The organism is Paramuribaculum intestinale, from assembly GCF_030759015.1.
GTDB classification, from domain to species: Bacteria; Bacteroidota; Bacteroidia; order Bacteroidales; family Muribaculaceae; genus Paramuribaculum; species Paramuribaculum intestinale.
This window is the reverse complement of the sequence record NZ_CP098825.1, coordinates 1,257,906-1,282,933: the sequence shown is the minus strand read 5'-3', so window position 1 is coordinate 1,282,933 and position 25,028 is coordinate 1,257,906. Positions and strand designations below refer to the sequence as shown.

At 50.8% G+C, this 25,028-nt stretch carries 22 protein-coding genes and 1 tRNA gene; 18 read left to right on the top strand and 5 right to left on the bottom strand.

Annotation, left to right across the window (positions count from 1 at the left end):
- Nucleotides 1–44: 44 nt before the first annotated feature.
- Nucleotides 45–383: a single-stranded DNA-binding protein gene (gene ssb / locus NF347_RS05725; protein WP_107034914.1), complete on the bottom strand. Its 339-nt coding sequence runs from the start codon at nt 381–383 to the stop codon at nt 45–47.
- A 472-nt stretch (nt 384–855) separates the two neighbouring features.
- Nucleotides 856–3,309: a S9 family peptidase gene (locus tag NF347_RS05720; RefSeq protein WP_107034786.1), complete on the bottom strand. Its 2,454-nt coding sequence runs from the start codon at nt 3,307–3,309 to the stop codon at nt 856–858.
- 352 nt (nt 3,310–3,661) lie between these two features.
- Between NF347_RS05720 and rplM the strand changes: the two genes are divergently transcribed.
- The 17 genes from rplM (at nt 3,662) to NF347_RS05635 (ending at nt 20,771) form a co-directional block, all read left to right on the top strand.
- On the top strand, nt 3,662–4,141 hold the full coding sequence (rplM, locus tag NF347_RS05715) for a 50S ribosomal protein L13 (RefSeq protein ID WP_107034785.1): 480 nt from the start codon (nt 3,662–3,664) through the stop codon (nt 4,139–4,141).
- Between the two features lie 11 nt (nt 4,142–4,152).
- Nucleotides 4,153–4,539 (top strand): 30S ribosomal protein S9, encoded by a 387-nt coding sequence (rpsI, locus tag NF347_RS05710; RefSeq protein WP_107034784.1) that lies wholly within the window; start codon nt 4,153–4,155, stop codon nt 4,537–4,539.
- A 107-nt stretch (nt 4,540–4,646) separates the two neighbouring features.
- A complete protein-coding gene (gene rpsB, locus NF347_RS05705) occupies nt 4,647–5,471 on the top strand; it encodes a 30S ribosomal protein S2 (protein ID WP_107034783.1) in 825 nt (274 codons plus the stop codon).
- A 35-nt stretch (nt 5,472–5,506) separates the two neighbouring features.
- Complete coding sequence (gene tsf / locus NF347_RS05700) at nt 5,507–6,499, top strand: translation elongation factor Ts (protein WP_107681689.1); 993 nt, start codon at nt 5,507–5,509, stop codon at nt 6,497–6,499.
- A gap of 90 nt (nt 6,500–6,589) precedes the next feature.
- Complete coding sequence (locus NF347_RS05695; protein WP_107681690.1) at nt 6,590–8,005, top strand: ATP-dependent DNA helicase; 1,416 nt, start codon at nt 6,590–6,592, stop codon at nt 8,003–8,005.
- 532 nt (nt 8,006–8,537) lie between these two features.
- Nucleotides 8,538–9,737: an RtcB family protein gene (locus NF347_RS05690; protein WP_107681555.1), complete on the top strand. Its 1,200-nt coding sequence runs from the start codon at nt 8,538–8,540 to the stop codon at nt 9,735–9,737.
- Nucleotides 9,734–10,360, top strand: a complete 627-nt coding sequence (gene prfH / locus NF347_RS05685; protein WP_237612964.1) for a peptide chain release factor H — start codon at nt 9,734–9,736, stop codon at nt 10,358–10,360. The genes NF347_RS05690 and prfH overlap by 4 nt, the downstream gene beginning before the upstream one ends.
- A gap of 204 nt (nt 10,361–10,564) precedes the next feature.
- Complete coding sequence (locus NF347_RS05680) at nt 10,565–11,602, top strand: DHH family phosphoesterase (RefSeq protein WP_107034779.1); 1,038 nt, start codon at nt 10,565–10,567, stop codon at nt 11,600–11,602.
- A 46-nt stretch (nt 11,603–11,648) separates the two neighbouring features.
- On the top strand, nt 11,649–12,227 hold the full coding sequence (locus tag NF347_RS05675; protein WP_107034778.1) for a DUF4827 family protein: 579 nt from the start codon (nt 11,649–11,651) through the stop codon (nt 12,225–12,227).
- Between the two features lie 47 nt (nt 12,228–12,274).
- Nucleotides 12,275–13,666, top strand: coding sequence for a phosphoglucosamine mutase (gene glmM / locus NF347_RS05670; protein ID WP_107034777.1), 1,392 nt, complete (start codon nt 12,275–12,277; stop codon nt 13,664–13,666).
- 5 nt (nt 13,667–13,671) lie between these two features.
- Nucleotides 13,672–14,631 carry an SH3 domain-containing C40 family peptidase gene (locus NF347_RS05665; RefSeq protein WP_107034776.1) on the top strand — a complete coding sequence of 320 codons (960 nt, stop codon included), beginning with the start codon at nt 13,672–13,674 and terminating at the stop codon, nt 14,629–14,631.
- Nucleotides 14,628–15,206 carry a phosphatase PAP2 family protein gene (locus tag NF347_RS05660; protein ID WP_107034775.1) on the top strand — a complete coding sequence of 193 codons (579 nt, stop codon included), beginning with the start codon at nt 14,628–14,630 and terminating at the stop codon, nt 15,204–15,206. Before NF347_RS05665 ends, NF347_RS05660 begins: the two co-directional genes overlap by 4 nt.
- Nucleotides 15,207–15,273: 67 nt before the next feature.
- Nucleotides 15,274–18,696: an isoleucine--tRNA ligase gene (gene ileS / locus NF347_RS05655; protein WP_107034774.1), complete on the top strand. Its 3,423-nt coding sequence runs from the start codon at nt 15,274–15,276 to the stop codon at nt 18,694–18,696.
- 8 nt (nt 18,697–18,704) lie between these two features.
- Nucleotides 18,705–19,085, top strand: coding sequence for a TraR/DksA family transcriptional regulator (locus NF347_RS05650; RefSeq protein WP_107034773.1), 381 nt, complete (start codon nt 18,705–18,707; stop codon nt 19,083–19,085).
- A 9-nt stretch (nt 19,086–19,094) separates the two neighbouring features.
- Entirely contained in the window at nt 19,095–19,739 is a 645-nt protein-coding gene (locus NF347_RS05645; RefSeq protein WP_107034772.1) for a lipoprotein signal peptidase, read from the top strand.
- On the top strand, nt 19,739–20,548 hold the full coding sequence (locus NF347_RS05640; protein ID WP_107034771.1) for a DUF4296 domain-containing protein: 810 nt from the start codon (nt 19,739–19,741) through the stop codon (nt 20,546–20,548). The genes NF347_RS05645 and NF347_RS05640 overlap by 1 nt, the downstream gene beginning before the upstream one ends.
- Entirely contained in the window at nt 20,538–20,771 is a 234-nt protein-coding gene (locus NF347_RS05635; RefSeq protein ID WP_107034770.1) for a hypothetical protein, read from the top strand. Before NF347_RS05640 ends, NF347_RS05635 begins: the two co-directional genes overlap by 11 nt.
- Here NF347_RS05635 and NF347_RS05630 read toward each other — a convergent pair.
- Entirely contained in the window at nt 20,763–21,845 is a 1,083-nt protein-coding gene (locus NF347_RS05630) for an LptF/LptG family permease (RefSeq protein WP_107034769.1), read from the bottom strand. The genes NF347_RS05635 and NF347_RS05630 overlap by 9 nt on opposite strands.
- Nucleotides 21,842–22,972, bottom strand: a complete 1,131-nt coding sequence (gene tgt / locus NF347_RS05625) for a tRNA guanosine(34) transglycosylase Tgt (RefSeq protein WP_107034768.1) — start codon at nt 22,970–22,972, stop codon at nt 21,842–21,844. The genes NF347_RS05630 and tgt overlap by 4 nt, the downstream gene beginning before the upstream one ends.
- An 85-nt stretch (nt 22,973–23,057) precedes the next feature.
- Here tgt and NF347_RS05620 point away from each other — a divergent pair.
- A tRNA-Leu gene (locus NF347_RS05620) sits at nt 23,058–23,139 on the top strand.
- A gap of 626 nt (nt 23,140–23,765) precedes the next feature.
- Here the strand turns inward: NF347_RS05620 and NF347_RS05615 are convergent.
- The gene (locus NF347_RS05615; RefSeq protein WP_107681618.1) at nt 23,766–25,010 is read right to left on the bottom strand and encodes a phosphoglycerate kinase; all 1,245 of its coding nucleotides are present in this window, start codon (nt 25,008–25,010) and stop codon (nt 23,766–23,768) included.
- Nucleotides 25,011–25,028 lie beyond the last annotated feature (18 nt).

The window sequence follows — 25,028 nt, the reverse complement described above, 5'->3', positions numbered from 1 at the left end:
ATGATTGGTTTATTTCTATGTGATCTGGTGAAGTGGTGTCATGGTTACGTCTGCGGACGTGAGAGTATGTCGAAATTGTCGACATAAATTTCGGTCACTTTGCGGGCCACGCCGGCGCGATCCACCCAGGTGCGTGTGCGGAGTTTGCCTTCTACAAACAGTTTTGTGCCTTTACGGATATATTTTTCGGCGGTATCGGCCGCCGAATCCCACATGATAAGGCGATGCCATTCGGTGCGTTCGGGAATGTCAACGCCAGATGACGTGCGATAGCCACGTTCGGTAGTGGCAAGAGACATCTCGGCAACGGGGCGTTTCTCCACGTATCGGATTTCAGGGTCTTGTCCGACGTTGCCCACGAGTATAACTTTGTTTACGCTCATAAACATGGGATTTAGTAGTAAACTTTAGATAGAGGTGGGATAGCTGAATTCACGACATGATTTGTCAGATGTCATGCTGTCGTACTCTATTTTTTGCGAAGTTACGAAAAAAATCCGAAGCCTCCCGCGCTATGTCTGACTTTTAGAGAGTGTTTGAATTTAACACAAAGAAATATATATGGACTTCTTTCTATCCTCTCAAAGGTCTTTTCGGGCGATTTCCGTCAGGTTTCATCGGTCACGATGCCCGCATCGCTCCCTCCTCAACTGACGCAAATCTCTCCGAAAATCCTCTTTGAGTGAATAGAAGTGAAATTCAAACACTCTCTTAGATCTGAAGCTGACTGAGGATGTCGCTGATGGATGGGTTGTTTGTGTATGAGGATGTGTTGGTCTCAAATAAATAGCGACGCCTTCCCGGCCAGTGATGGGCAACGGGAAGGCGTCGTGAATAAGACTGAATCAGTGTGGGTCAGCGTTGCGGTATGTCGACCTGTGTCTGACGGCCATTGAGCAGATAGTCGGAGAAGTAGTCGACCATGCGCCAGTAGAAGTATTCGTCCATGTTGCCGAATGCGTGGCGCTGTGTCGGGAGATAGAGGAAATCGAAGCGCTTGTTGGCGTTGATGAGTGCGTTGGCTACCCTTATGGTGTTGCCTGGATGGACATTGTTGTCAAGGTCGCCGTGTACAAGCATTAGATGGCCTTTGAGATTGCGCGCTATTTCAGGATTGGTCTGTATGGAGTAGACAAATGTTGTGTCGCCATTTTCGCTGACAGTTTCCTTAACGCCGTGGTGGGTTTCGCTCCACCAGCGGTTGTAGATGCGGTTGTCGTGGTTGCCGGCGCATGACACGGCTACTTTGAAGAAGTCGGGGTAGCCGAGTATTGCGGCTGTCGACATGAATCCTCCGCCGCTGTGGCCATGTATACCAACGCGGTTAATGTCGATATATGGATGTCGGGCGGCGAGCTGTTCGATGGCAGCTTTCTGATCGGCGAGTCCGTAATCGCGCAGGTTGCCGTAGCCGTAGTTATGATACCATTTGGAGCGATCAGGGTGTCCGCCTCTGTTGCCAACGGTGATGACGATAAATCCGGCCTGTGCGAGTCGGTCGGTGCGGACCGACATGCGGGTGAACGGGTAGTTGGTGGCTTCTACCTGAGGACCGGGATATACATAGTCGATGATAGGATATGATTTTTCGGGATCGAAGTCAAACGGCTTATACATGACTCCGTAGAGATCGGTGACTCCGTCGGCAGCCTTGACTGTGAATGTTTCGGGGAACTGGTATCCGTTGGCAAACAGCTGGCTGAAGTCGGCGCGCTGCAGTGTCATGATCTTGTTGCCACGGGTGTCGTAGAGTGCGGTTTCTGGCACGGTGTCCACGCGTGAGAAGTTGTCGACGAAGTATCGTGCGTCATCGTCGACTATGGGCGAATGAAAGTATGATCCTGAGTCGAGCCTGCGCACCGGGCCGCCGTCGAGGCTGACGCTGTAGAAATGCTGGTAGTAGGGGTGCTCGTCTTTCTCGCGTCCCATGGCTGTGAAATACACGGTGCGCGAAGGTTCGTCGATATTGAGGATGTTGTGGACGTGCCACGGACCTTCGGTGAGGCGGCGTTTGAGATTTCCTTTGTCATCGTAAAGATACAGGTGTGCCCATCCGTCGCGCTCGCTCCATTGCACGAGTTCCTTTCCTCCGGCAATCGCTCCGAGAGGACGCACTTCCTGATAGGTGTTCATGCGTTCCTCTATAACCGGAACAATGGTGTCGCTGCCGATGGTGTAGGAACAGATGTCAATGCGGTGCAGGTCACGGCTGGAGCGGGTGAGGAAAAAGCGGTTGTTGTCGCCGAGCCAGACAGCCGGCTGGTCGTACATGCCTCTCTGACGGTGACGGTATGGCCGGTAGGCGAGTGATATGGTCTGGTTTTTGAATTTTCTTGTGTCGATCTCTTTGCGTGAGTTGTCGGTCATATCGAAGAGGTAGACATGTTCTTCGGGCGCCTCTTTTTCGCCGGGCATCTGGTACTTGTATGTTTCCAGGGTCGGGCGTGGTTCGGCGACGGAGTTGATGACCCACAACTCTTTTACATTTCGGTCATCGGAAATATTGGTGAGGAAATAGCGGGAGTCGGGCGACCATAGTCCGTAGGCTCTCTTGCGCTTGCCGTTACAGAGTGTGTCGGTGTTGAGTGTGGAATAAGGCTGTCCGTAGCCGAAATCTTTCACTCCGTCGGTTGTGAGCTGTATGTCGGTGACGGTTGAGTCGTTTTCGTTTTTCTTGAGCTTTTCGTAGTCGGCGCGGCTCATGCGGTAGAGGTTGAGGTCTTTGGCGTAGACTACAGTCTGCCCGTCGGGTGAAACCGAGGCCCAGTCGAGCTGTTTCTTCTCTTCTTCTTTGTCTTTAAGGTGTGTCAGCTTGCCGGTGGAGGTGTCGTAGCTGAAATAGAATATCTCTTTTTCGCCTGCCTTGGGTTTCTTTTCTTTGCCGTCGGCGTCTTTTTTAGGTTTGGCGTCGATGGTCGATGTGACTTCAAATGTGAATGTGCGTCCGTCGGCCGATGCTTCGAGATTGCGTATCGGCAGCGATGCGGCGATCATGGGATCTTTAACGATCTCGGTGAGTTGAGCCGCCATACGGTCATGGTCGAACAGTTCGGTCTGGCGGCGGCTTGCCGGATCTGCGATATACCAGCGTGTTCCCTGTGCCGTCTTATAGCTGTACCAGAATTTATTGCCCTGCTGAAACCAGTGCGGGTCGACTGTGGTGGAAAATAGCATGTTGGACAACTTGCCTCCGGCAAACCGCTGTGCAAGCTCGTGAGGGTTGCCTGTGGTCGGAGCGTCGGCATGGGCAGTCATGAGGCTTCCCAGTCCGATCGCAGCCGAAAGGGTCAATGTGAGTAAATGTTTCATTTTATGATTGGATGATAATGATTCTGTTGCAAAATTACATTGTTTTGCGGTCAAAAACAACGAATGTTTAATATGAATTGTGTATTGTGTTGGTTGTCAATGACGTTTTGTGTCGGTGTGGCGTCGATGCAGCCGGCAGAAGTCGGATGTGGCGACTTTTTGTGGTTTTGTGGCTTTGGAATAAAAATCTTTGTAAAATAAGGCTGTAACGCTTGCGTATGGTGTGAAAAAATATTACCTTTGCAGCCGATTATGCCCGATTAGCATTAATCAACCGTAGGAATTCCGGTGTCCATTGGCCGGATAGCGGAGTTTTGCGGATGTAAACAATTTATTAATTAACCGTTTCAAAGTGGATACTTTAAGCTACAAAACAGTGACCCCCAACGCGCAGAGCGTTGAGAAAAAATGGGTAGTGATCGACGCTACCGATCAGGTGCTGGGACGGCTGTGCGCTAAGGTTGCGAAAATCCTGCGCGGCAAGTACAAGCCCTGCTATTCGCCCAATGTTGATTGCGGCGACAATGTGATCATCATCAACGCCGAAAAGATTGTTCTGACCGGCAAAAAGATGACTGACCGTAAATATCTGTCATATACCGGCTATCCCGGTGGTCAGCGTGAGGCTACTCCGGAAGTGCTTATGAAGAAAGCTCTCAACAAGCACCTCAAGCCCGGTTACAATCCCCTGTTCACTAAGGTGATGAAGGGCATGCTTCCCAAGAACCGTCTTGGCCGTGCCATCATCGGCAACATGCACGTCTACAATGGCGCCGAGCATCCCCATGAGGCTCAGAATCCCGAGGTGATCGACATCAACAAACTCAAATAATCCTCAGAAGCATGGAAACAGTAAATGCAGTAGGACGCCGTAAGGCCGCTGTGGCTCGCGTCATCGTAAGGGAAGGCAACGGACAGATCGTCATCAACCATCGTCCGCTTGATGTATATTTCCCCTCTTCCATCCTTCAGTACATCGTGCGTCAGCCGCTTTCGACTCTCGACGTCAACGAGAAGTATGACATCCGTGTCAATCTCGACGGTGGCGGCTACAAAGGTCAGGCCGAGGCTCTGCGTCTGGCTATCGCCCGCGCACTGGTGAAAATCAATCCCGACGACAAGCCGGCACTCCGCAAAGAGGGCTTCATGACCCGCGACCCGCGCGCTGTAGAGCGTAAGAAACCCGGTCAGCCCAAGGCTCGCAAGCGCTTCCAGTTCTCCAAACGTTAATGACTGTCAGCTCAGAGCTTAGTGTTTAGAATCTAAATCCTGCAGACGGATGTTTGGAATCCTTACTGCGGGGTTGAAAACAAAAGAACGTAAACAATCAAGAAACAATGTCAACTCCTACATTTGACCAACTTTTAGAAGCAGGTTGCCATTTCGGTCACCTCAAAAGAAAATGGAATCCTGCTATGGCGCCCTATATCTTCATGGAGCGCAACGGTATCCACATCATCGACCTCTATAAGACTGCCGCCAAGGTAGAAGAGGCCGCCAACGCGCTGAAGAGCATTGCTAAATCGGGCAAGAAGGTGCTCTTCGTCGCAACCAAGAAACAGGCCAAGCAGGTCGTGGCTGAAAAAGCCCAGGCCATAGGCATGCCTTACGTCATCGAGAGATGGCCGGGCGGCATGCTGACCAACTTCCCCACCATCCGTAAGGCTGTCAAGAAAATGGCTTCTATCGACAAGATGTCGAAGGACGGCACTTTTGACAACCTCTCGAAGCGTGAGAAGCTGCAGATCACACGTCAGCGCGCAAAGCTCGAGAAGACTCTCGGCTCGATCGCCGACCTCAACCGTCTGCCGTCGGCTCTCTTTGTTGTCGACGTACTCAAAGAGCGCATCGCAGTGGCCGAGGCAAACCGTCTGGGCATACCGGTGTTCGCTATGGTCGACACCAATTCCGATCCCAACAACGTGGACTTCGTAATTCCCGCCAACGATGATGCATCCAAGAGCATTGATCTGATCCTGAGCACTGTCTGCAATGCGATGGCCGAGGGTCTGGAGGAGCGCAAAGTGGAGAAGGTGGACACTGCCGCTGCCGGTGAGGAGGGTCAGGCACCCCGCCGCGAGCGCCGCAGAGTGAGCCGCGCTCCGCGCCGTGAAGAGAACGGTGAGGAAACAGCCGCAACCGAAGCTCCTGCCGCTGAATAATAAGTAATTACAACAACCTAAAACACCAATCAGATATGGCTGTTACAATGGCAGAAATCACCAAGCTGCGCCACCTTACAAGCGCCGGCCTGATGGACTGCAAAAAAGCGCTCGCCGAAACCAACGGCGATATTGACGCTGCCGTGGAGATACTGCGCAAGAAGGGTCAGGCAGTGGCTGCCAAGCGCGAGGACAGGGAAGCTTCCGAGGGATGCTCGCTGTCGGCCAGCGACGGCACATTTGCCGCTATCGTCGCTCTCAAGTGCGAAACCGACTTTGTTGCCAAGAACGCCGGATTCGTTGAAACGACACGCAAGATACTTAACGTGGCCATGGAGTGCCGTCCCAACAACATCGAGGAACTCAAGGCTCTGACAATAGATGGTCAGACCATTCAGGATCTCGTTGTAGAGGAGAGCGGCAAGACCGGTGAGAAGATGGAAATCGGTGCCTATGAGTGGGTCAAGGCTGAGTCTACGACCGCTTACGATCACCTTGGCAACAAGCTGTCTACCATCGTCGGTTTCAATCAGGCTGATGTTGACTATCAGCTCGGCCGCGACGTGGCCATGCAGGTGGCTTCGATGAACCCTGTGGCTGTAAGCATCGAGTCTGTGCCGGCTTCGGTTGTTGATACCGAATACAAGGTTGCTGTTGACAAGACTAAGGAAGAGCAGGTCAAGAAGGCTGTCGAGGCAGCTCTCAAGAAGGCCGGCATCAACCCCAATCTCGTTGACTCGGAGGCTCACATCGAAAGCAACATCGCCAAGGGATGGCTTACTGTAGAGGAGGCCGACAAGGCGCGTGCTATCGCCAAGGAAACCGCCGAGCAGAAGGCTGCCAATCTGCCTGCCCAGATGATAGAGAATATCGCAAAGGGTCGCGTCAACAAGTTCTACAAGGAGTCTGTGCTCATGGAGCAGGAGTTCATCAAGGATGCTACCGTGACAATCGGTCAGTATCTCGACAAGAGCTCGAAGGGACTGGTTGTAGTTGACTTCAAGCGCGTAAACCTCAATCAGGACTGATGATCCTGTAAAGACAGATCCTGAAACAGATCGGCGCTATCCCTTGTAATCCATCGGGGTAGCGCCGATTGTTTTACTGTAAAATGCCGGATGAATATTGATGAGTTTGCTGAAAGCATACTGCTGAACCTGCCGTATGTGCCTAATGATCAGCAGGTGCAACTGATAGCCGCACTTGCGCGTTTTTGTTCGCCGCTGATGCCGAGTGATGCCGTGTTTCTGCTCAATGGGTATGCGGGAACGGGCAAAACTTCGGTGACGGGTGCTTTGGTGCGTGCTTTGCGCGATGCCCGGATTCCTGTGGTTTTGCTTGCGCCTACAGGACGTGCCGCAAAGGTGTTCAGTAAGTTCGCAGGGCTGCCTGCCACGACCATACACCGGCGCATATATCGGACCGACGGCACAGGCTTGGGCTTTGGTACTGCGGAGGTGGCCGACAATAATCTGACTGGAGGTGTTTTTATTGTCGACGAGGCTTCGATGATAGGGGAGTCGCAGTCGGCGGGCGACGTCAGAGGCAGTCTGCTTGAGGATCTTATTCAGTATGTGTATTCAGGCGACGGATGCCGGATGATATTGCTGGGCGATGTCGCGCAGTTGCCTCCGGTGGGTTGCAGTGAGAGTCCGGCAATGAATGTAGCGCGTTTGAAAGAATCGGGGCTACGGGTTACTCATGCTGTGATGACCGAGGTGGTACGTCAGGGCGCGGGATCCGGAATACTGTACAATGCCACATGGCTGCGGAGGGCTATGCGTCGCGATCCGTTGCCGGAGCCGCAGATTAGGCTGAAAGGATTCGGCGATGTCGTGGCTTTGCCCGGCGAAGAGCTTCAGGATCAGATTGAGCGGTCTTACGCCGATGCTGGGATTGACGATACGATAGTAATTACGCGTTCCAATAGGCGTGCCACTCAGTTTAATGCTGCGATACGTGCGTCTATTCTCGGACGCGAGGAGGAGCTGTGTGTGGGAGAGCGTCTGCTGGTGGTGAAGAACAATTATCTGTGGAGTGCCAAGACGAAAGGGCTGGATTTTATAGCCAACGGAGATATGGCGGTTGTAAACCGTGTGAACGGGACCGAGTCAAAATATGGTCTGAGATTTGCGGATGTATCGATAACTATGCCAGACCGTGAGGTGGATCTCGACTGCAAGATATGTCTTGATGCGTTGAATTCGGACTCACCGGCGCTGGGAGCTGAAAAAGCTGCGCAGTTGCTTGAAGGTGTGATTAACGATCCTGACCGATTTGCTTCGCAGACTCCGATGGCCTACAGGCTCAAGGCTTCGCGGTCGAATCCTTATCTCCATGCTTTGCAGGTCAAGTATGCATACGCTGTCACCTGCCATAAATCGCAGGGCGGCCAGTGGAGTGATGTGTATGTGGATATGGGTTACGTCCCGCCGGAAGCACAAGGTCTTGACTTCTATCGGTGGCTATACACTTCGATCACCAGAGCCACGGGGCGGTTGTATCTGATAAATCCAGATATCAAGACATTGTGATGTTTCAAGTCATTATTCCGGAATGATGTGCCGGAATGGTAGGGAGAGGATAATTTGTACCTACACTCTCTTTACAATAGTTCGGTAAAATTTGCATATTCAATTGAATATCAATAAGATGCAATAACAATTCAATATCAATGCAAACTGTTGTGTATCAGTGCGATACAGCTATGCCTGCTCAAAAATTACCGAACTGTTGTCTTTAAGTAACTCTTAAAAATTAGTTGATATTATGAAACTCGTCAGTAACCCATGGTTTGCTGCGGTACTTTTTGATTTTGTCCGGCGTTTTTTGCTTTCATCCTCAGTTGTGTAGCTCGCTACACGCCCTCGTCTTCAAGCAAAAACCACTCGAACAAATCTCAAAAATCACTCGCAGCTAATTTTTGCGAGTTACTTATAAAAAAATGATCTGACATTCTGTCCAAAATCGGTTAGAAAGTTCTGAAATTTTGCGGGATTAGTTAAAGGAATAAATGTCTGCGCAAATTCATTGCGCACCGGTGTCGCAACTTTGCGCAAAAAAGACATGAAAATTATAGGTAATTCTACATCGGCTGAAGTTTTCACTGAAAATATAGAGCAGGCGGCTCTTGACTGGATTACAGGACTTTGTGATCACCCGGCTATGGAGGGTGTGCCAATTGTGCAAATGCCTGATGTTCACGCCGGAAGTTTGTGCAATGTAGGCACAGCCTATCCCATAGGAGTGTATGTAAATCCCGATCATGTCGGCGTCGATATAGGCTGCACCATTTCGATGCATAGACTATCGTGCAATGTCAATCCGGAGGATTACCCTCTGCTTGATCATCGCATCCGCGAGGCAATTCCTGCCGGAGCCGAGATTTGCAAGAAGAATTCTCTAAATGAGAAAGAGCTGTGCCGGTTTCTTAACTCGCAATATCAGAAGGCACGCTCGGCTGCTCCAGATCTAATAAATGAGACTCCCCGCATCGACGCACGATTCATCGCCGACTTCTGTCGTCGTGTAAAACTTCAGGAAGGTGTGTTCTACAAAAGCCTTGGCACACTTGGCGGCGGTAACCATTTCATTGAGTATGGTGAAGAATCCGAATCAGGAGTCGGATGGCTGACGATCCATTGCGGGTCGCGAAATCTTGGAGTCAAGGTTGCCAATCATTGGCGGAATATCGCACAGAGTCCCAAAAGATCCAAATACATCGGTTATCTTTGGGGTGATGCTCTACGTGGTTATCTGTCCGATATGATTGTAGCTCAGGCATATGCGTTGTATAACCATCAGATAATCAGTGAGCGTATTTTCGCGATACTCAAAAAGTTGTGTAAGGCGAAGTGTATCGAATCCATCTTTACTACCCACAATTATATATCTGTAACCGACGAGCGCCCGATGCTGCGCAAAGGTGCGATTGACGCCACCGAGGGTAGAAAGATGGCAATACCGTTCAACATGCGCGACGGAATTGCTATCTGTGTAGGAAAGGGGAATGAATTGTGGTTGAAAAGTGCTCCACATGGTGCCGGGCGCATTATGAGTCGGGCTCAAGCCAGAAAACTGATATCAATTGGCGAATATGAAAATTCAATGACAGGTATCTATTCATCATCTGTATGTACAGGCACACTGGACGAATCTCCCATGGCATACAAACCCACAGAGGAAATACTTGAGCTTATCAGTCCGACAGTCGATGTCGTATGCATGATTATACCTAAATTAAACATCAAAGACAACGGAGAATGATAAAAGAGTCTATGCGAGTAAAATACTATATACAGATCACAGCAGGGCGTGGTCCGGTGGAATGTGCAAGAGTCGTCACGCTCGTGTCACGTGAATTGCTCAAAGTCATTCCGTCGCTCCAACTTGCAGATTACGAACCTCACAATATGGAGTATGGCTGTTTCATGTCAATGACATTTGCCACTGAGGAAGCAGTCCCTCACTCCATTGTAGAAGATTGGCAGGGCACGATTCTTTGGCGCTCTACCAAAAATCCATATCGTCCGGGACACAAGCGTAGCAACTGGTTTGTCGGTGTCAATTTTTTCGATGAAGTCGAACTACCGCAGATTGATGAGGTGGACATAGTTTACGAAACATGCCGTTCCAGTTGCAAAGGAGGTCAGAACGTCAATAAAGTTGAAACAGCAGTCCGTGCAATTCATACTCCATCAGGACTATCAGTCAAATGTTCAGATGAACGCTCTCAGTCGCAAAACAAAAAGCTCGCCCGCGAAAGACTGTTGCTGAAACTCCGTCAGCTAAATGACAGATCCATTGCCGAATCGCATTCGCGCCAATGGAGCAATCACGACAGTCTGGGACGCGGCAATCCGGTCAAAAAATTCTCAGGGGCATTGTGATGTCGTGGCAGATATTGCATTATTAAACGCGATGTCAGTATCGTGCAGTGAAACAACAAAAACGATAATCATGCCGGCGTGAGATATTGACGAGAATATATTCTGTGCAGGGAGAGAAAAATTGTTAAACGGGTGTCCAAATATATGTCGTCGGTGCATGACTTCGACAAAAAACATTAACTTTGCAAAAATTTCAGCCCAGATATGGAATTACAGCGCTCGATTGACATACCGGATATAGAGCAGTTCACAAAATTCGTAACCGAAGGGTCGCAATTTGTGATAACCTGCCACATGACTCCCGACGGTGATGCTCTGGGGTCGTCGCTCGGATTGTGCCATATATTGCGCCGGATGGGCAAATCGGCAGTTGTGGTAACGCCCGACACTCCGGCTTCCACACTCGATTTTCTGCCCGGATTTCAGGAGATCGTGATCGCATCGCGCTATCCTGAAAGAGTGAGGCGTATGCTGGCCGATGCAGACACTATAGTGTGTCTTGACTTCAATTCGCTGAAGCGCATTGACCGTCTGGCTCCGATGATAGAGCGCTGCGAGGCGGCCAAAATACTGATAGACCATCATCTGAATCCCGACGATTTCGCTGATCTGACAATTTCACGACCGGAACAGTCGTCGACGTGTGCTCTTTTGTTTCATATCTTATGGCAAGCAGGCTTGTATGATCTGCTGGACGAGGAATCCGCAACATGCATTTACACGGGTATGCTTACGGATACTGGCAATTTTTCATATAACTCCAATGATCCCGACTTGTACTCGATAATATCATTGTTGCTTGCAAAGGGACTGGACAAGGATGAGGTGTACACGCTCGCATGGAATACACATCGGGCCGAATCGCTGAGGATCAACGGCTATGCATTGTATCGCAAGATGCAGATCTTTCCAGATCATCAGCTTGCTGTTATAATCCTTGACCGTAAGGAACTTAACGAGTTTTCATACGTAAAAGGCGACACCGAGGGACTTGTCAACAGGCCTCTGGCGGTGCCGGGAGTGACGTGGAGCGTGTATCTGCGTCAGGATGAGGCTGATTTTGTGAAGGTTTCGATGCGAAGCAAAGGACGTTTTCCGGTCAATCTCGTGTGTGAACGTCTGTTTGGCGGAGGCGGCCATCTGAATGCTGCCGGCGGAGAGTTTACCGGTACGGCAGCGGCGGCTCTCGAAAAGATCATGGGTGCGCTTGATGATTTTGACAAGCATCTCGATCCGGCATGATGGCGTACATAGAATTAATAATAAACAGATACAATAACAAACAGAAATGAATATATCTAACAGAATTTCGTGGTTGGCTGTGGCTGCCTTGACTGCATTTGCAGCAGTACTGACCGCGTGCGATGATGACAAGAGCTATGCCGAGCTTCTTGAAGAAGAGAACAAGGCTGTGAACTTATATCTTGCCGACCAGACGATCGAAACGACTCTGCCTGAAGATAATGATTTCATCACCGGCGAGGACGCTCCTTACTACCGCCTTGACAACGACGGCAATGTGTTCATGCAGGTGGTGAAGAAGGGTGACGGCGAGATGGCGCAGTCCGACCAGCTGATATATTTCCGGTTTATGCGTTATAACCTTATCAATTACGATGGCGTCAACACAATGCCGGGTGAGGGCAACAGCGATTATGTAGAGGGTGGCAATATGTCGTTCCGTTATCAGAATTTCACACTTGAATCGTCATCGGCGTGGGGAATGGCCATACAGATGCCGCTTCAGTATCTGCCACTCAACAGTGAGGTGCGTCTGGTGGTCAAGTCGCAGTATGGCTGGACATCAGAGATATCATCCGTGCAGCCGTATCTGTATCATATCAGGTTTTATAAGAGCCAGATCTGACAAATATTCCATAGTCTGAATATATACACTTAACACAATAACCAATCATGTCATTAATAAAGTCGATTTCCGGAATACGTGGCACTATCGGCGGTGCTCCGGGCGAAGGTCTGTCTCCGCTTGATATCGTCAAGTTTACGGCCGCTTATGCAACGTTCATAAGACGTAATACAACCAAAAACACCAATCTTATTGTCGTTGGACGCGATGCAAGAGTCTCCGGAGAAATGGTGAGCGGCATTGTTGTAGCCACACTTTGCGGCATGGGATTTGATGTGGTCAATATCGGCCTGGCATCTACTCCGACTACAGAGATCGCTGTCACTGAAGAGAATGCCTGTGGCGGTATTATAATAACCGCAAGCCACAATCCCATGCAGTGGAACGCGCTTAAACTTCTGAACGAAAACGGCGAGTTTCTCAATGATGCACAGGGCAAGGAGGTGCTTGCTGCGGCAGAGGCCGATGCCTATACGTTCTGCGACGTGATGGATCTCGGCCATGAACTGGTCAATACGACATACGACCGCAAGCATATCGAAAAGGTGCTTGCTCTAGATCTGGTGGATACCGATGCTATATCCAAAGCCAATTTCACAGTGGCGGTGGATGCAGTCAACTCTGTGGGAGGTACTGTCATACCGCAGCTGCTCAGGGCGCTTGGCGTGAAAAATATAATAGAACTCAACTGTGAGGTGACCGGTCGCTTCTCGCATACTCCGGAGCCTATTCCTGAAAATCTCACCCAGATATCAAGTCTGATGCGTGACGGAAAGGCCGATGTGGGATTTGTGGTTGATCCCGACGTGGATCGTCTGGCGATAGTGATGGAGAACGGCGATATGTTCGTGGAGGAATATACTCTGGTGGCTGTCGCAGACTATGTGCTGTCGCACACACCCGGCGCAACTGTGTCAAATCTCAGCTCTTCGCGTGCGCTCCGCGACATCACCGCGGCTCATGGTTGCCAATATGCGGCATCGGCGGTTGGCGAGGTGAATGTCACCACGAAGATGAAAGAAACCGGTGCCGTGATCGGTGGCGAAGGTAATGGCGGTGTGATATATCCGGCATCGCATTACGGACGTGACGCTTTGGTCGGTGTGGCTCTCTTCCTGTCGCTTCTGGCCAAGAGCGGCAAGAAGGTGAGTGAACTCAAAAAGACTTATCCGGCTTACGCCATAGCCAAAAACAAGATAGAGCTTACTCCTGAAATCAATGTAGACGCTATCCTCGAGGAGGTAAAGAAGCACTATGCCAGCGAAAAGATTACCGATGTCGACGGCGTGAAGATAGATTTCGCCGACAGTTGGGTGCATTTGCGCAAATCCAATACGGAGCCGATCATACGAATCTATTCCGAGGCGCATACGATGCAGGAGGCCGAGCAGCTCGGACAGCAGATCAAAGATGTCATAACTGAAATGACAAAGCACTGATTGCGATGAGAAAATACCTGATGACGCTTGCGGCGGTGACATCGATTGTCGTCGGGGTGTCGGGTCAGAATAAAACCCCTGCCGACGATAGTCGGTGGGGGCTTGTCGATATATCCGTGGCCTGTGTGAGGGCAAAGCCATCGCATGCGTCGGAACAGACCACTCAGGCTATATGCGGTACGCCCGTGAAGATGGGTGAACGTGTCGGCGATTGGTATGGTGTAGAGCTGCCCGACGGTTACCGTGGCTATATAAACAGAGCCAATGTCACTTTGCTCAACGATAGCCTCATGTCGAAGTGGCGCAGGTCAAGCCGTATGATCGTGACCTCTCCGGGCACCATCGGTGTATGGGCTGATTCGCTTATGACAGGACACCGTGTTGCCGAGCTGGTCGAGGGGGATATCGTGGAGCGATTGTCGGATGACGGCGGACAGTTTGTTCGGGTCGGTATGCCGGGTGGCAGAGCCGAAGGATATGTCGAAAGACAGTCGGTCGAGGATTTCGCTGCTTGGTCATCGGCAACGCCTGATGGGTCGGCAGTGCTGTCGGCAGCCATGGCTATGGTCGGTTCTCCGTATGTGTGGGGTGGCATGACTTCCAAGGGACCGGATTGCTCCGGTCTGGTCAAGGCTGCTTATTGGCAGTCGGGGCTGATATTGCGGCGCGACGCTTCGCAGCAGGCTCTTACCGGACGAGATGTCGCAATTGACGATCCGACAGAGTGGCGTGCCGCTGACCTGCTTTTTTTTGCTGGGAGCGACGGCATCCGCATAACACATGTGGCTATCCATATCGGTGGCGGTCGTTATATCCATTCTTCGGGTCGTGTTGGGTATGGTAGCATATATCCCGGCGAGGCTGATTATGTGCCCCGCAAAGTTGTGAAAGTTCGCCGTATTCTTGGCAGTGAGATGACGCCCGGCATTACTCTCGTAAAGAATCATAAATGGTATTTTGAATGAAACGTATTCTTTTGAGCCTGCTGCTCGCAGTTACGGTTTTTGCAGCTGATGCGCGTAGCTATTTTCTCGATGATGTCGGACAGGTCGTGCCGCTAATAGCCGCTCCAGCTATCGGTGTTGCGGGCGTCGACGCGCGTCACACGTTCAGAGAACGTTTGGCAGTGACTGTAACAGCTGTCGCTATTGATGAAATACTTGTGCAGACAATGAAGCATACCATCCGGTCGCGTCGGCCTGACGGCACAGACAATCATTCGTTTCCGTCGGGACACATGGCGCGTGCCACTGTCGGTGCCGAAATCATCAGAAGCGAGTATGGCTGGGGCTGGGGAGCGGGTGCCTATCTTTGGGCGGCCGGAGTTGGCGCTCTGCGGATCCACCATCATCGTCATCGTTTCGGCGATGTGGTCGGAGGGGCTGTGACAGGATTTGTGTCGGCCAGACTGGCCTATCTCCTACTGCCTTTGGAGCGGCGTCTGTTTGGTTGGGATAAAAGTCGTATTACCGTGACTGCGCTTCCGGCTGTGGGATCTGACGGAAAGTCGGTGGCGGCTGCGGTAAATCTCATTTTCTGAAAGCAAAAGAGTTGATTGTTGATCAAATAATCGTAACTTTGCAACTTGATTTAAGACAACATTCGCGATGTATAATAAATTCAAGGAATATGACAGTTTCAATCTGTCGGGAATAAATAAAGAGATGCTCGACGACTGGACCCGTCAGGGGCTGTTCGGGCAAAGCATAAAGGAGCGCGAGGGATCTCCTTCTTTTGTGTTTTACGAGGGGCCGCCGTCGGCCAACGGTATGCCGGGCATCCATCACGTGATGGCTCGTACGATCAAGGATATTTTCTGCCGTTACAAGACCATGAAAGGTTTTCATGTGAAGCGTAAGGCCGGATGGGACACTCACGGTCTGCCGGTGGAGCTTGGCGTGGAAAAGAATCTGGGTATCACCAAAGAGGATATCGGCAAGAAAATAAGTGTGGACGATTACAACGCCGCCTGCCGTTCGGAAGTGATGAAATACACCCGCGAATGGGAGACGCTCACAGACCGTATGGGATATTGGGTGGACATGAACGATCCGTATATCACATACGACAACCGATATATAGAAAGCGTATGGTGGCTTCTCCGCCAGCTATACGACAAGGGATATCTTTACAAGGGTTATACCATACAGCCGTATTCGCCGGCGGCAGGCACCGGACTTAGTTCGCATGAACTGAATCAGCCCGGATGTTACCGCGATGTAAAGGACACCACCTGCATAGCCCAGTTCAAGATAATTGACGCTCCTGAAAATCTCCAGGGATGGGGTGAACCCTATTTCCTGGCATGGACCACAACTCCGTGGACTCTTCCTTCGAATACGGCGCTGGCGGTAGGTCCGTCGATAAGATATGATATCATACGCACATTCAACCCATATTCGGGAGAGAAGGTGACGGTTGTGTGTGCTGATGCGCTGGTCGGATCGGTATTGAATCCCAAGGGTGCCGGTCAGCCGCTTGACTCCTATGTCAAGGGCGACAAGGTGGTGCCTTATGAGATAGTCGGTTCCTGCGATGGCAATTCGCTTGTGGGCATGCGTTACGATCAGCTTATCAAGTGGATGAATCCGGGCGAGGGCGCTTTCAGGGTGATCCCAGGCGATTACGTGACCACAGATGACGGTACGGGCATAGTGCATATAGCCGGCACATTTGGCGCTGACGACCTTCGTGTGTCTCGGCAGAACGGCGTGCCGCCTCTGACTCTTGTGGATCGTGACGGGAATATCCGTCCGATGGTGGACCTGACGGGTCGGTTTTTCCGGATAGAAGATATTGATCCGGAATATGTCAAGAGCAATGTCGATGTGGAGGCCTATAGACCGTGGGCCGGACGATATGTAAAAAATGCGTATGATCCCGCACTTGCGCCTGATGCTGAAACGCTTGATGTGGCTATCTGCATGATGCTCAAGCAGCAGGGACTCGCGTTCAGGATAGAGAAGCATAGCCACAGCTATCCTCACTGCTGGCGAACGGACAAGCCGGTGCTGTATTATCCTCTCGACAGCTGGTTTATCCGCACTACGGCCGCGAGGGAAAAGCTGATGGAGCTGAATGGCGATATAAAATGGAAACCTCAGTCGACCGGCAGCGGACGTTTTGGCAAATGGCTGGAGAATCTGCAGGACTGGAATCTGTCGCGAAGCAGATACTGGGGTACGCCTCTGCCTATATGGCGCACTGAAGATGGCAGCGAAGAGCTGTGTGTCGACAGCGTAGCCATGCTTTATGACGAGATAGAGAAGGCTGTCAGTGCAGGAGTTATGAAGTCAAATCCTTACAAGGATCGTGGATTCGTGCCGGGTGTCTTCACAAAAGAGAACTATGAGCTGATAGACTTGCATCGTCCGTATGTCGATGATATCGTGCTTGTAAGTCCGACCGGAAAGCCGATGAAGCGTGAGAGTGACCTAATCGACGTATGGTTTGACTCCGGATCCATGCCTTACGCGCAGATCCATTATCCGTTTGAAAACAAGGAAGCGTTTGACCGTGGCGATCTTTTCCCGGCCGATTTCATTGCTGAGGGTGTCGACCAGACTCGTGGATGGTTCTTCACGCTCCATGCCATAGCCGGTATGGTGTTCGGTGATCGAGCCTATAAGGCAGTCATATCCAACGGTCTGGTTCTTGACAAAGACGGAAATAAAATGTCAAAGCGTCTTGGTAATGCGGTCAATCCGTTTGATGCGATCGAGAAATTCGGATCGGATCCGCTGCGCTGGTACATGATATCCAATTCTTCGCCGTGGGACAATCTGAAGTTTGACGAGGCCGGGGTGCAGGAGGTGTCGAGAAAACTGTTCTCAACCCTGTACAACACGTATTCGTTCTTTGCATTGTATGCAAATGTCGATGGATTTACCGGTGCGGAGCCGGCCGTCGACATGAAATCTCTTCCGGAGATCGACCGCTGGATATTGTCGTTGCTCAACTCGCTCGTGAAGGAGGTAGAGGAGGCGCTTGAGGACTACGAACCGACCAAAGCTGCCCGCGCTATAAGCGAATTTGTATGCGACAATCTCTCCAACTGGTATGTTCGTCTTAACCGCAAGCGTTTCTGGGGTGGCGAAATGAATGCCGACAAACTCGCAGCCTATCAGACGCTGTACAAGTGTCTGGTGACGGTGGCTAAGCTGATGGCTCCTGTATCGCCGTTCTTTGCCGACAGGCTGTATCGTGACCTGAACAGGTCAGACCGGTCGGTGCATTTGGAACTGTTCCCGGAGGCGGATCTTGCGATGATCGATAAAGAGCTTGAGGATCGAATGCATCTTGCACAGACTGTCACCTCAATGGTGCTGGCATTGCGTCGCAAGGCCGAGATAAAAGTAAGGCAGCCGCTTCAGAAGATACTCGTGCCGGCAGTTGACGATCGTCAGTGTAAGGCTCTTGAGGCGATAAAGGGTTTGATATTGAGCGAGGTAAATGTAAAAGAGCTTGAAATAGTAGGTGATGACGACCAAAGCATACTGGTGAAGCGTGTCAAGCCCGACTTCAAGAAGCTCGGCCCGAAATTCGGCAAGCAGATGAAGCAGGTGGCTGCAGCCATTCAGGCGCTCGGACAGCAGGAAATCTCGTGTCTTGAGCGCGATGGAAAGATCACTCTGATGATCGACGGCACTGAGGCGAGCGTGGATGCTGCCGATGTGGAGATCATATCGGAGGATATCCCCGGCTGGCTTGTGGCGAATGAGGGTAATGTGACAGTGGCTCTTGATATTACCGTCACTCCGTCGCTGCGTCAGGAAGGTGTGGCGCGTGAGATTGTGAACCGTGTTCAGAATCTGCGCAAGAGCCGCGATTATCAGATCACGGATCGGATCAATATCGTGTTTGCAGCGAGTCAGCTGACCGATGATGCTGTGGCGGGCTATGCCGACTATATATCGCGTCAGGTGCTTGCCGACACTCTCGAGGTCGGTGAGGTGGCTGACGATGAACTGACCGAGGTGCTTGATATAGACGGAACCGATGTAAAAGTAAGAATTACCCTTTCAAAATAAATCTAATCATGTCGGAAAAAACAAGATATACCGATGAGGAATTGCAGGAATTCAAATCGCTGATCCTCGAAAAACTTGCAAAAGCGCAACGCGACTATGAGATGCTTCGTGCGGATCTCACGAATACCGGCGGCAACGACACGGCCGATACATCGCCTACTTTCAAGGTGCTTGAAGAGGGAGCGGCTGTCCTTAACAAGGAAGAGGCCGGTCGACTGGCACAGCGTCAGATGAAGTTCATACAGCATCTTCAGGCCGCATTGGTGAGGATCGAGAACAAGACGTATGGAATATGCCGTGAAACCGGCAAGCTTATCCCGAAGGAGCGTCTTATGGCGGTGCCTCATGCCACGCTGTGTATCGATGTAAAGATCAACGGTAAGAAATAATCGGGGCTGATGAAGATTACAAAGGGACAGGCTGCCGCAGCGATCATCCTTGCGACGATAATTCTCGACCAGTTCATAAAGATTTGGGTCAAAACTCATTTTTATCTGGGAGAAGAATTGCGGATCGCTGAATGGTTCAGACTCGTGTTTGTGGAGAACGACGGGATGGCTTTCGGCATGCAGATGGGTTCGAAGCTGTTTCTTACGCTTTTCAGAATCGTGGCTGTGACAGCGTTGTGCTGGGTAATAGTGCGTTTCTGTCGCAGGACTGATGTCGGTTACGGATTCATAGCGTGTCTGGCGCTGGTGACAGCCGGTGCGGCGGGAAATATAATCGATTGTGTATTCTACGGAGTGCTGTTCAATGATCCGATGCCGCCGGCGGTGGCTGTCATGATGCCCGATGGAGGCGGATATGCTCCTCTGTTATACGGCAAGGTAGTGGATATGTTCTACTTCCCGTTGTTCAGTTTCGACTGGCCCGAGTGGATGCCATGGGTCGGTGGTGAGAATTTTCTCTTTTTCCAGCCGGTGTTCAATCTGGCCGATGCTGCTATATCTGTCGGCATGGTGGTGATAATTCTGTTCTATACGAAGCATCTGTCGGGCAGTCATTCTGACGAACCTGCGGTGGAAGACCAAACAAGCCGGTAATGCGAAAGGGACTACTTATAACTATAGGAGCCGCTATGCTTATGGGTGTAGCGGCTTGTTCTTCGCGTCCGTCGGGCATACTTCCTGAAAAGAAAATGGCAAGGATCATTGCCGATATGAATATAGCCGAAAGCGTAGCGGAGTCATCAGGCAATGATCTGCGAACGGATTCGGCCAAAGATGTGCTGCGGCAGGCCATATATCTGCGCAATGGCGTGAGTCAGGCCGAGGTGGACAGTTCGATGCGCTGGTATGCGTTCAATATGGAAAAATATGTGGAGGTGTATGATCAGGCGATCGAGATGATAGACCGTGATATAGCCAGAACCAGAACGCTTGCCGGAGCCAAAGGCGAATCGACTACGATGCGGTCGCTTGTGCTCGACGGTGATTCGGTGGATGTTTGGCCTGGTATGCGTTTCCGTCAGTTTGGTCCGGCTATGCCGAGCGATATAATAGAGTTCGACATGCCACTTGACCGTAATTGGGAAAAGGGTGATGTCTATGTGTTGTCGGCAAGGATCACTGGTTCTGCCGGACCGACAGAGATCGCTGTCGCGGCTCAATATCAGGACGGAAGCAAGGATTATAATACTATAAGCACTGATGGTGACGGCTGGAAACGCATTCGTCTTGCACTTGACAAAGACAAGACCGCGACGGACGTATATGGCTATCTGCGCTATGACAGCGGTGATGAAGTGGCATTTGTCGATTCGATAAGTCTTGTCAGAATGCGTAGCGATTTCAGAGGGGCTTCGTCGGTGGCTACAGGTCAGAAGTGTTATTCCGGTAAATATGGCCGATAGGATTGTCGGTGGGCCGCTGAAAATAATGGCTCATGAGATTGTGACATCTGCCGGGCGCTACTCAATGCATATAGCGGTCATCGATGAGTCGGGTAAAATAACACTCCGCCCCTTCGAAGGCGAAGAGAGCGGAGTGGAGTTTGTCAACGGCAGGGTAGTGCTGTCGGAATTTACTGACCATTACGGACGTGTGGCCATACGGTTGAGCTTCGAATCAATGTGAGGCTCTACGATACAGTACTACTGCTATTATTGTATAAATGATGTTGGGTATCCACATCGCTATCAGAGGTGATGTCATTCCCGATATGGCAAATGTGGATGTCACGGTCATGAACAGGATATAGCTGAAGCTGAGCACAAGTCCGATGCCTATGTTGATGCCCATTCCTCCTTTGACTTTGCGCGATGACAGTGCCATGCCGATAACAGTAAGTATGAAAGCTGCGGCAGTCATGGCAAACCGTTTGTGGTATTCGATCTCAAATCCTTTGATATTGGCCACGCCTCTCATCTTCTGGTGTGCGATGTATTCCGCCAGATCGGGTGTGGTCATTGTTTCATGATCATTTTTTGAGATCAGGAAGTCACGTGGTTCGATCGGTATTATGGTGTCGAGCCGTGTCCCTCTTCTGATTTCTTCGCGTGTGCCCTTGAAGTCGCGTATCATGTAATCGCGTGCCACCCACCGGTGAAGTGTATCGTAGCGTATTGTCTGTGCAGTGAGGCGCGATACAAGCTTCTTGTTTTCGAATTTTTCGAGCGAGAATCGGTAGCCGGTGCTGTTGTTGTTGTCGTATCGGTTGATGTAGGCTATCACTCCGTTACTGACCTGAAGCTGTATGTTTGATCCGTAGTCTACGCGCTTGTTCTTGACATAGGTGTTGGTGTAGTCGATGCGTTTTACATTAGCAGGCGGTATGACGTAGGCGCTGAGGACGAAGGTCAGGCAGGCAATGACCGCAGCGGATATCATGTAAGGTCGAAGAAGTCGCCTGAAGCTCATGCCTGACGACAGGATGGCGATGATCTCTGAGTTGTCGGCGAGTTTCGAGGTGAAGAATATGACTGCGATGAATGTGAACAGGGGGCTGAACTGGTTGGCGAAATATGGCAGAAAGTTCAGAAAGTAGTCGAATATAGTGGCTTTGAGCGGGGCTTTCAGGAATGAATCGAGCTTTTCGTTGACGTCGAACATGATCGTGATGGCCAGGATCAGCACGATGGCAAACACATAGGTGCCCAGAAACTTCCCTATGATATATCGGTCGAGTATCTTGAGTCGGAAATGTGTCATAAGCGGTGGGTCAGTTGGGGTATGATGGCTCGTTTCCACTGGCTGAAATCTCCCTCTATGATATGACGGCGCGCTTCATCCATAAGGTGGAGATAGAAGCAGAGGTTGTGGATGGCTCCGATCTGGAGTGCGAGCAGCTCCTGACTGACAAACAGATGCCTTACATAGGCCCGTGAGTATGCATGATCTACGAAGCTTGTCCCATCGGGGTCGAGCGGCGAGAAATCGTTAGCCCATTTAAGGTTTCGCATATTGAGTATGCCGTTCATTGTGAACAGCATACCGTTGCGTCCGTTGCGGGTGGGCATCACGCAGTCCATCATATCCACTCCGCGATCGATGGCTTCAAGCATATTGGCCGGTGTCCCGACTCCCATCAGATATCTTGGTTTGTCGGCCGGAAGTATCTCGTTGACTACCTCTATCATGTCGTACATCACTTCGGTAGGTTCGCCGACGGCGAGGCCGCCAATGGCATTGCCCTCTGCGCCGAGATCAGCTACGAATTTGGCCGATTCGCGTCGGAGTTCGGGATACGTGCATCCCTGTACGATAGGGAAGAATGTCTGGCTGAATCCGTAGAGTCCTTCTGTGGCCTTAAATCTGTCCCATCCTCTTTTTAGCCAGCGTTGTGTGAGCTGCAGTGAATGATAGGCGTAGTCATAATCGGCTGTGCCAGGAGGGCATTCGTCGAGAGCCATCATTATGTCGGATCCTATGATGCGTTGTATGTCGACAACTTTTTCGGGAGTGAAGAGGTGCTTGGATCCGTCTATGTGCGATCGGAACCATGCTCCTTCTTCCTTGAGTTTACGGTTTGCAGCAAGCGAGAACACCTGAAATCCGCCGCTGTCGGTCAGAATCGGGCGCTCCCATCCCATGAATCTATGGAGTCCTCCGGCCTGATGCAATATTTCTGTGCCTGGCCTGAGGTATAAATGATATGTGTTGCCGAGTATAATCTGGGCTTTGACGTCATCGGCGAGATCGCGCTGATGCACTGCTTTGACAGACGCCACTGTGCCGACTGGCATGAAAATCGGGGTCAGTATGTCGCCATGGGCGGTGGATATCATGCCGGCTCTGGCGGCTGAATCCGCGCATGTGTGTTGAAGGTTGAAATTCATATTGCAAAGGTACAAAACAATTGTTCTTCCGGCAAAAATTTGGGCGTTTCGCAAAAACTGAGTAATTTTGCACCGTACACGTAAGGCGCATATGGCGTAATTGGTAGCCGCGTTAGACTTAGGATCTAATGTCTGCGGACGTGGGGGTTCGAGTCCCCCTATGCGCACGAGTTGACCAAAGAGGAATTTCCGCAAGGATTTTCCTCTTTTTATCGTTTGTAACTCTCAGTTATCCTACGTATTACTGCAAGCCCTGCATTTTCTGTAATGGTTCGATAACCGTCATTTTCTTTATCCCGATAAATACCATCAGGGAATAACATATTTGGAGTTTATGAGCTGTAAGCAGGTCTGCTTGCTTCCACATAGTCACTAAATGACAACACATTAGCAGCACATCACTTATCTTATTCTCAAGGTTCGATAACTCATTATCGTATTTTGAAAGTTCTAACTCTTCTTTATTTTTCCGCATAGCGTTGTGAAAGTATAGTAAAGCACTTTGTCTATTATGACGGGCCTGTCGTCCATCTGTGGTGGACTGACAATAGAGAAGAAGTGATGATATACACTATGCTTAGTCCAAATGTGATTAGGTCTGCACAAAACTGCCGTATGCCGAACGGCACACTCACGTTGGTGTGGGAGAAGGGAAACGTGAGTAGGTACGGGTCAATATCGGGGTAGCACGGCATAAAACATAAAAAAAGACGCGACTCGGCTATTGTAGTCGGGTCGTGTCTTTTTGTATATGCTGAACTCCCTCGTGGGGAGCCGGTGCATGAGCAGGGGATTACTCTACTGCGGCTACGCCGGGAAGTACTTTGCCTTCGATTGCCTCAAGCAGTGCGCCGCCACCGGTCGATACGTACGATACCTCGTCGGCGAGTCCGAATTTGTTGATGCATGCCACGGAGTCACCGCCGCCGATGAGTGAGAATGCACCGTTTTTGGTGGCTTTCACGATTGCGTCGGCGATGGCGCGTGAACCGGCAGTGAAGTTGTCGAATTCAAACACTCCTGCGGGGCCGTTCCAAAGAATGGTCTTGGAGGGTTCGATGACGGCTTCGAATGATTTGCGGGTTTCGGGGCCGGCGTCAAGACCTTCCCATCCATCGGGTATTTCTTTTACGGAGCAGATCTGTGTGTCGGCGTCGTTGCTGAATGCGTTGGCTGCCACGCAGTCGGTGCCGAGCACGAGATTTACGCCTTTTTCCTTGGCCTTCTTCATGATGTCGAGAGCGAGATCGAGCTTGTCGTTCTCGCAGATCGAATCGCCGACGTGGCCGCCCATGGCTTTTGCGAAGGTGTAGGTCATGCCGCCACAGAGTATGAGGTTGTCGACCTTGTCCATGAGGTTTTCGATGATGCCGATTTTTGTGGATACTTTAGATCCACCCATGATGGCGGTGAAGGGGCGACGAATGTCCTTAAGTATGTTGTCGACGGCTTTCACTTCTTTCTCCATAAGGTAGCCGAGCATCTTGTGGTCTTTGTCGAACGAATCGGCGATTACGGCTGTAGAGGCGTGTTTGCGGTGGGCTGTTCCGAATGCGTCGTTGACATATACGTCGGCATAGCTTGCAAGGGTCTTGGCAAACTCCTTCTGGCGTTCTTTCATCTCTTTTTTTGCTGCTTCGTAGCCGGGATCGGTCTTTTCGATGCCGGTGGGCTTGCCTTCTTCTTCGGGGTAGAAGCGGAGGTTTTCGAGGAGCAGCACTTCGCCGGGCTTGAGTGCCTTGGCGGCATCGGCGGCTTTAGCGCAGTCGTCGGCAAACTTCACTTCGCGGCCGAGAGCCTTGGCTACATCGTCCTTGATCTGCGAGAGAGAGAATTTGGGGTTGACCTTACCTTTGGGTTTGCCCATGTGGCTCATGATGATGAGGCTTCCTCCGTCGTTGAGTATCTTGTTGAGTGTGGGGAGGGCTCCACGGATACGGGTGTCATCAGTAATGTGGCCGTTCTCGTCAAGGGGAACGTTGAAGTCAACACGTACGATGGCTTTTTTGCCGTCGAAGTTGAAATTGTCGATTGTCATAGAAATATGGTTTTAGTT

What these genes read in the sequence shown, in the direction of transcription:
- ssb (WP_107034914.1), bottom strand. Translation starts at nt 383, where the DNA reads ATGAGCGTAAACAAAGTTATACTCGTGGGCAACGTCGGACAAGACCCT.
- NF347_RS05720 (WP_107034786.1), bottom strand. Translation starts at nt 3,309, where the DNA reads ATGAAACATTTACTCACATTGACCCTTTCGGCTGCGATCGGACTGGGA.
- rpsI (WP_107034784.1), top strand. Translation starts at nt 4,153, where the DNA reads ATGGAAACAGTAAATGCAGTAGGACGCCGTAAGGCCGCTGTGGCTCGC.
- rpsB (WP_107034783.1), top strand. Translation starts at nt 4,647, where the DNA reads ATGTCAACTCCTACATTTGACCAACTTTTAGAAGCAGGTTGCCATTTC.
- tsf (WP_107681689.1), top strand. Translation starts at nt 5,507, where the DNA reads ATGGCTGTTACAATGGCAGAAATCACCAAGCTGCGCCACCTTACAAGC.
- NF347_RS05695 (WP_107681690.1), top strand. Translation starts at nt 6,590, where the DNA reads ATGAATATTGATGAGTTTGCTGAAAGCATACTGCTGAACCTGCCGTAT.
- NF347_RS05690 (WP_107681555.1), top strand. Translation starts at nt 8,538, where the DNA reads ATGAAAATTATAGGTAATTCTACATCGGCTGAAGTTTTCACTGAAAAT.
- prfH (WP_237612964.1), top strand. Translation starts at nt 9,734, where the DNA reads ATGATAAAAGAGTCTATGCGAGTAAAATACTATATACAGATCACAGCA.
- NF347_RS05680 (WP_107034779.1), top strand. Translation starts at nt 10,565, where the DNA reads ATGGAATTACAGCGCTCGATTGACATACCGGATATAGAGCAGTTCACA.
- NF347_RS05675 (WP_107034778.1), top strand. Translation starts at nt 11,649, where the DNA reads ATGAATATATCTAACAGAATTTCGTGGTTGGCTGTGGCTGCCTTGACT.
- glmM (WP_107034777.1), top strand. Translation starts at nt 12,275, where the DNA reads ATGTCATTAATAAAGTCGATTTCCGGAATACGTGGCACTATCGGCGGT.
- NF347_RS05665 (WP_107034776.1), top strand. Translation starts at nt 13,672, where the DNA reads ATGAGAAAATACCTGATGACGCTTGCGGCGGTGACATCGATTGTCGTC.
- NF347_RS05660 (WP_107034775.1), top strand. Translation starts at nt 14,628, where the DNA reads ATGAAACGTATTCTTTTGAGCCTGCTGCTCGCAGTTACGGTTTTTGCA.
- ileS (WP_107034774.1), top strand. Translation starts at nt 15,274, where the DNA reads ATGTATAATAAATTCAAGGAATATGACAGTTTCAATCTGTCGGGAATA.
- NF347_RS05650 (WP_107034773.1), top strand. Translation starts at nt 18,705, where the DNA reads ATGTCGGAAAAAACAAGATATACCGATGAGGAATTGCAGGAATTCAAA.
- NF347_RS05645 (WP_107034772.1), top strand. Translation starts at nt 19,095, where the DNA reads ATGAAGATTACAAAGGGACAGGCTGCCGCAGCGATCATCCTTGCGACG.
- NF347_RS05640 (WP_107034771.1), top strand. Translation starts at nt 19,739, where the DNA reads ATGCGAAAGGGACTACTTATAACTATAGGAGCCGCTATGCTTATGGGT.
- NF347_RS05635 (WP_107034770.1), top strand. Translation starts at nt 20,538, where the DNA reads ATGGCCGATAGGATTGTCGGTGGGCCGCTGAAAATAATGGCTCATGAG.
- NF347_RS05630 (WP_107034769.1), bottom strand. Translation starts at nt 21,845, where the DNA reads ATGACACATTTCCGACTCAAGATACTCGACCGATATATCATAGGGAAG.
- tgt (WP_107034768.1), bottom strand. Translation starts at nt 22,972, where the DNA reads ATGAATTTCAACCTTCAACACACATGCGCGGATTCAGCCGCCAGAGCC.
- NF347_RS05615 (WP_107681618.1), bottom strand. Translation starts at nt 25,010, where the DNA reads ATGACAATCGACAATTTCAACTTCGACGGCAAAAAAGCCATCGTACGT.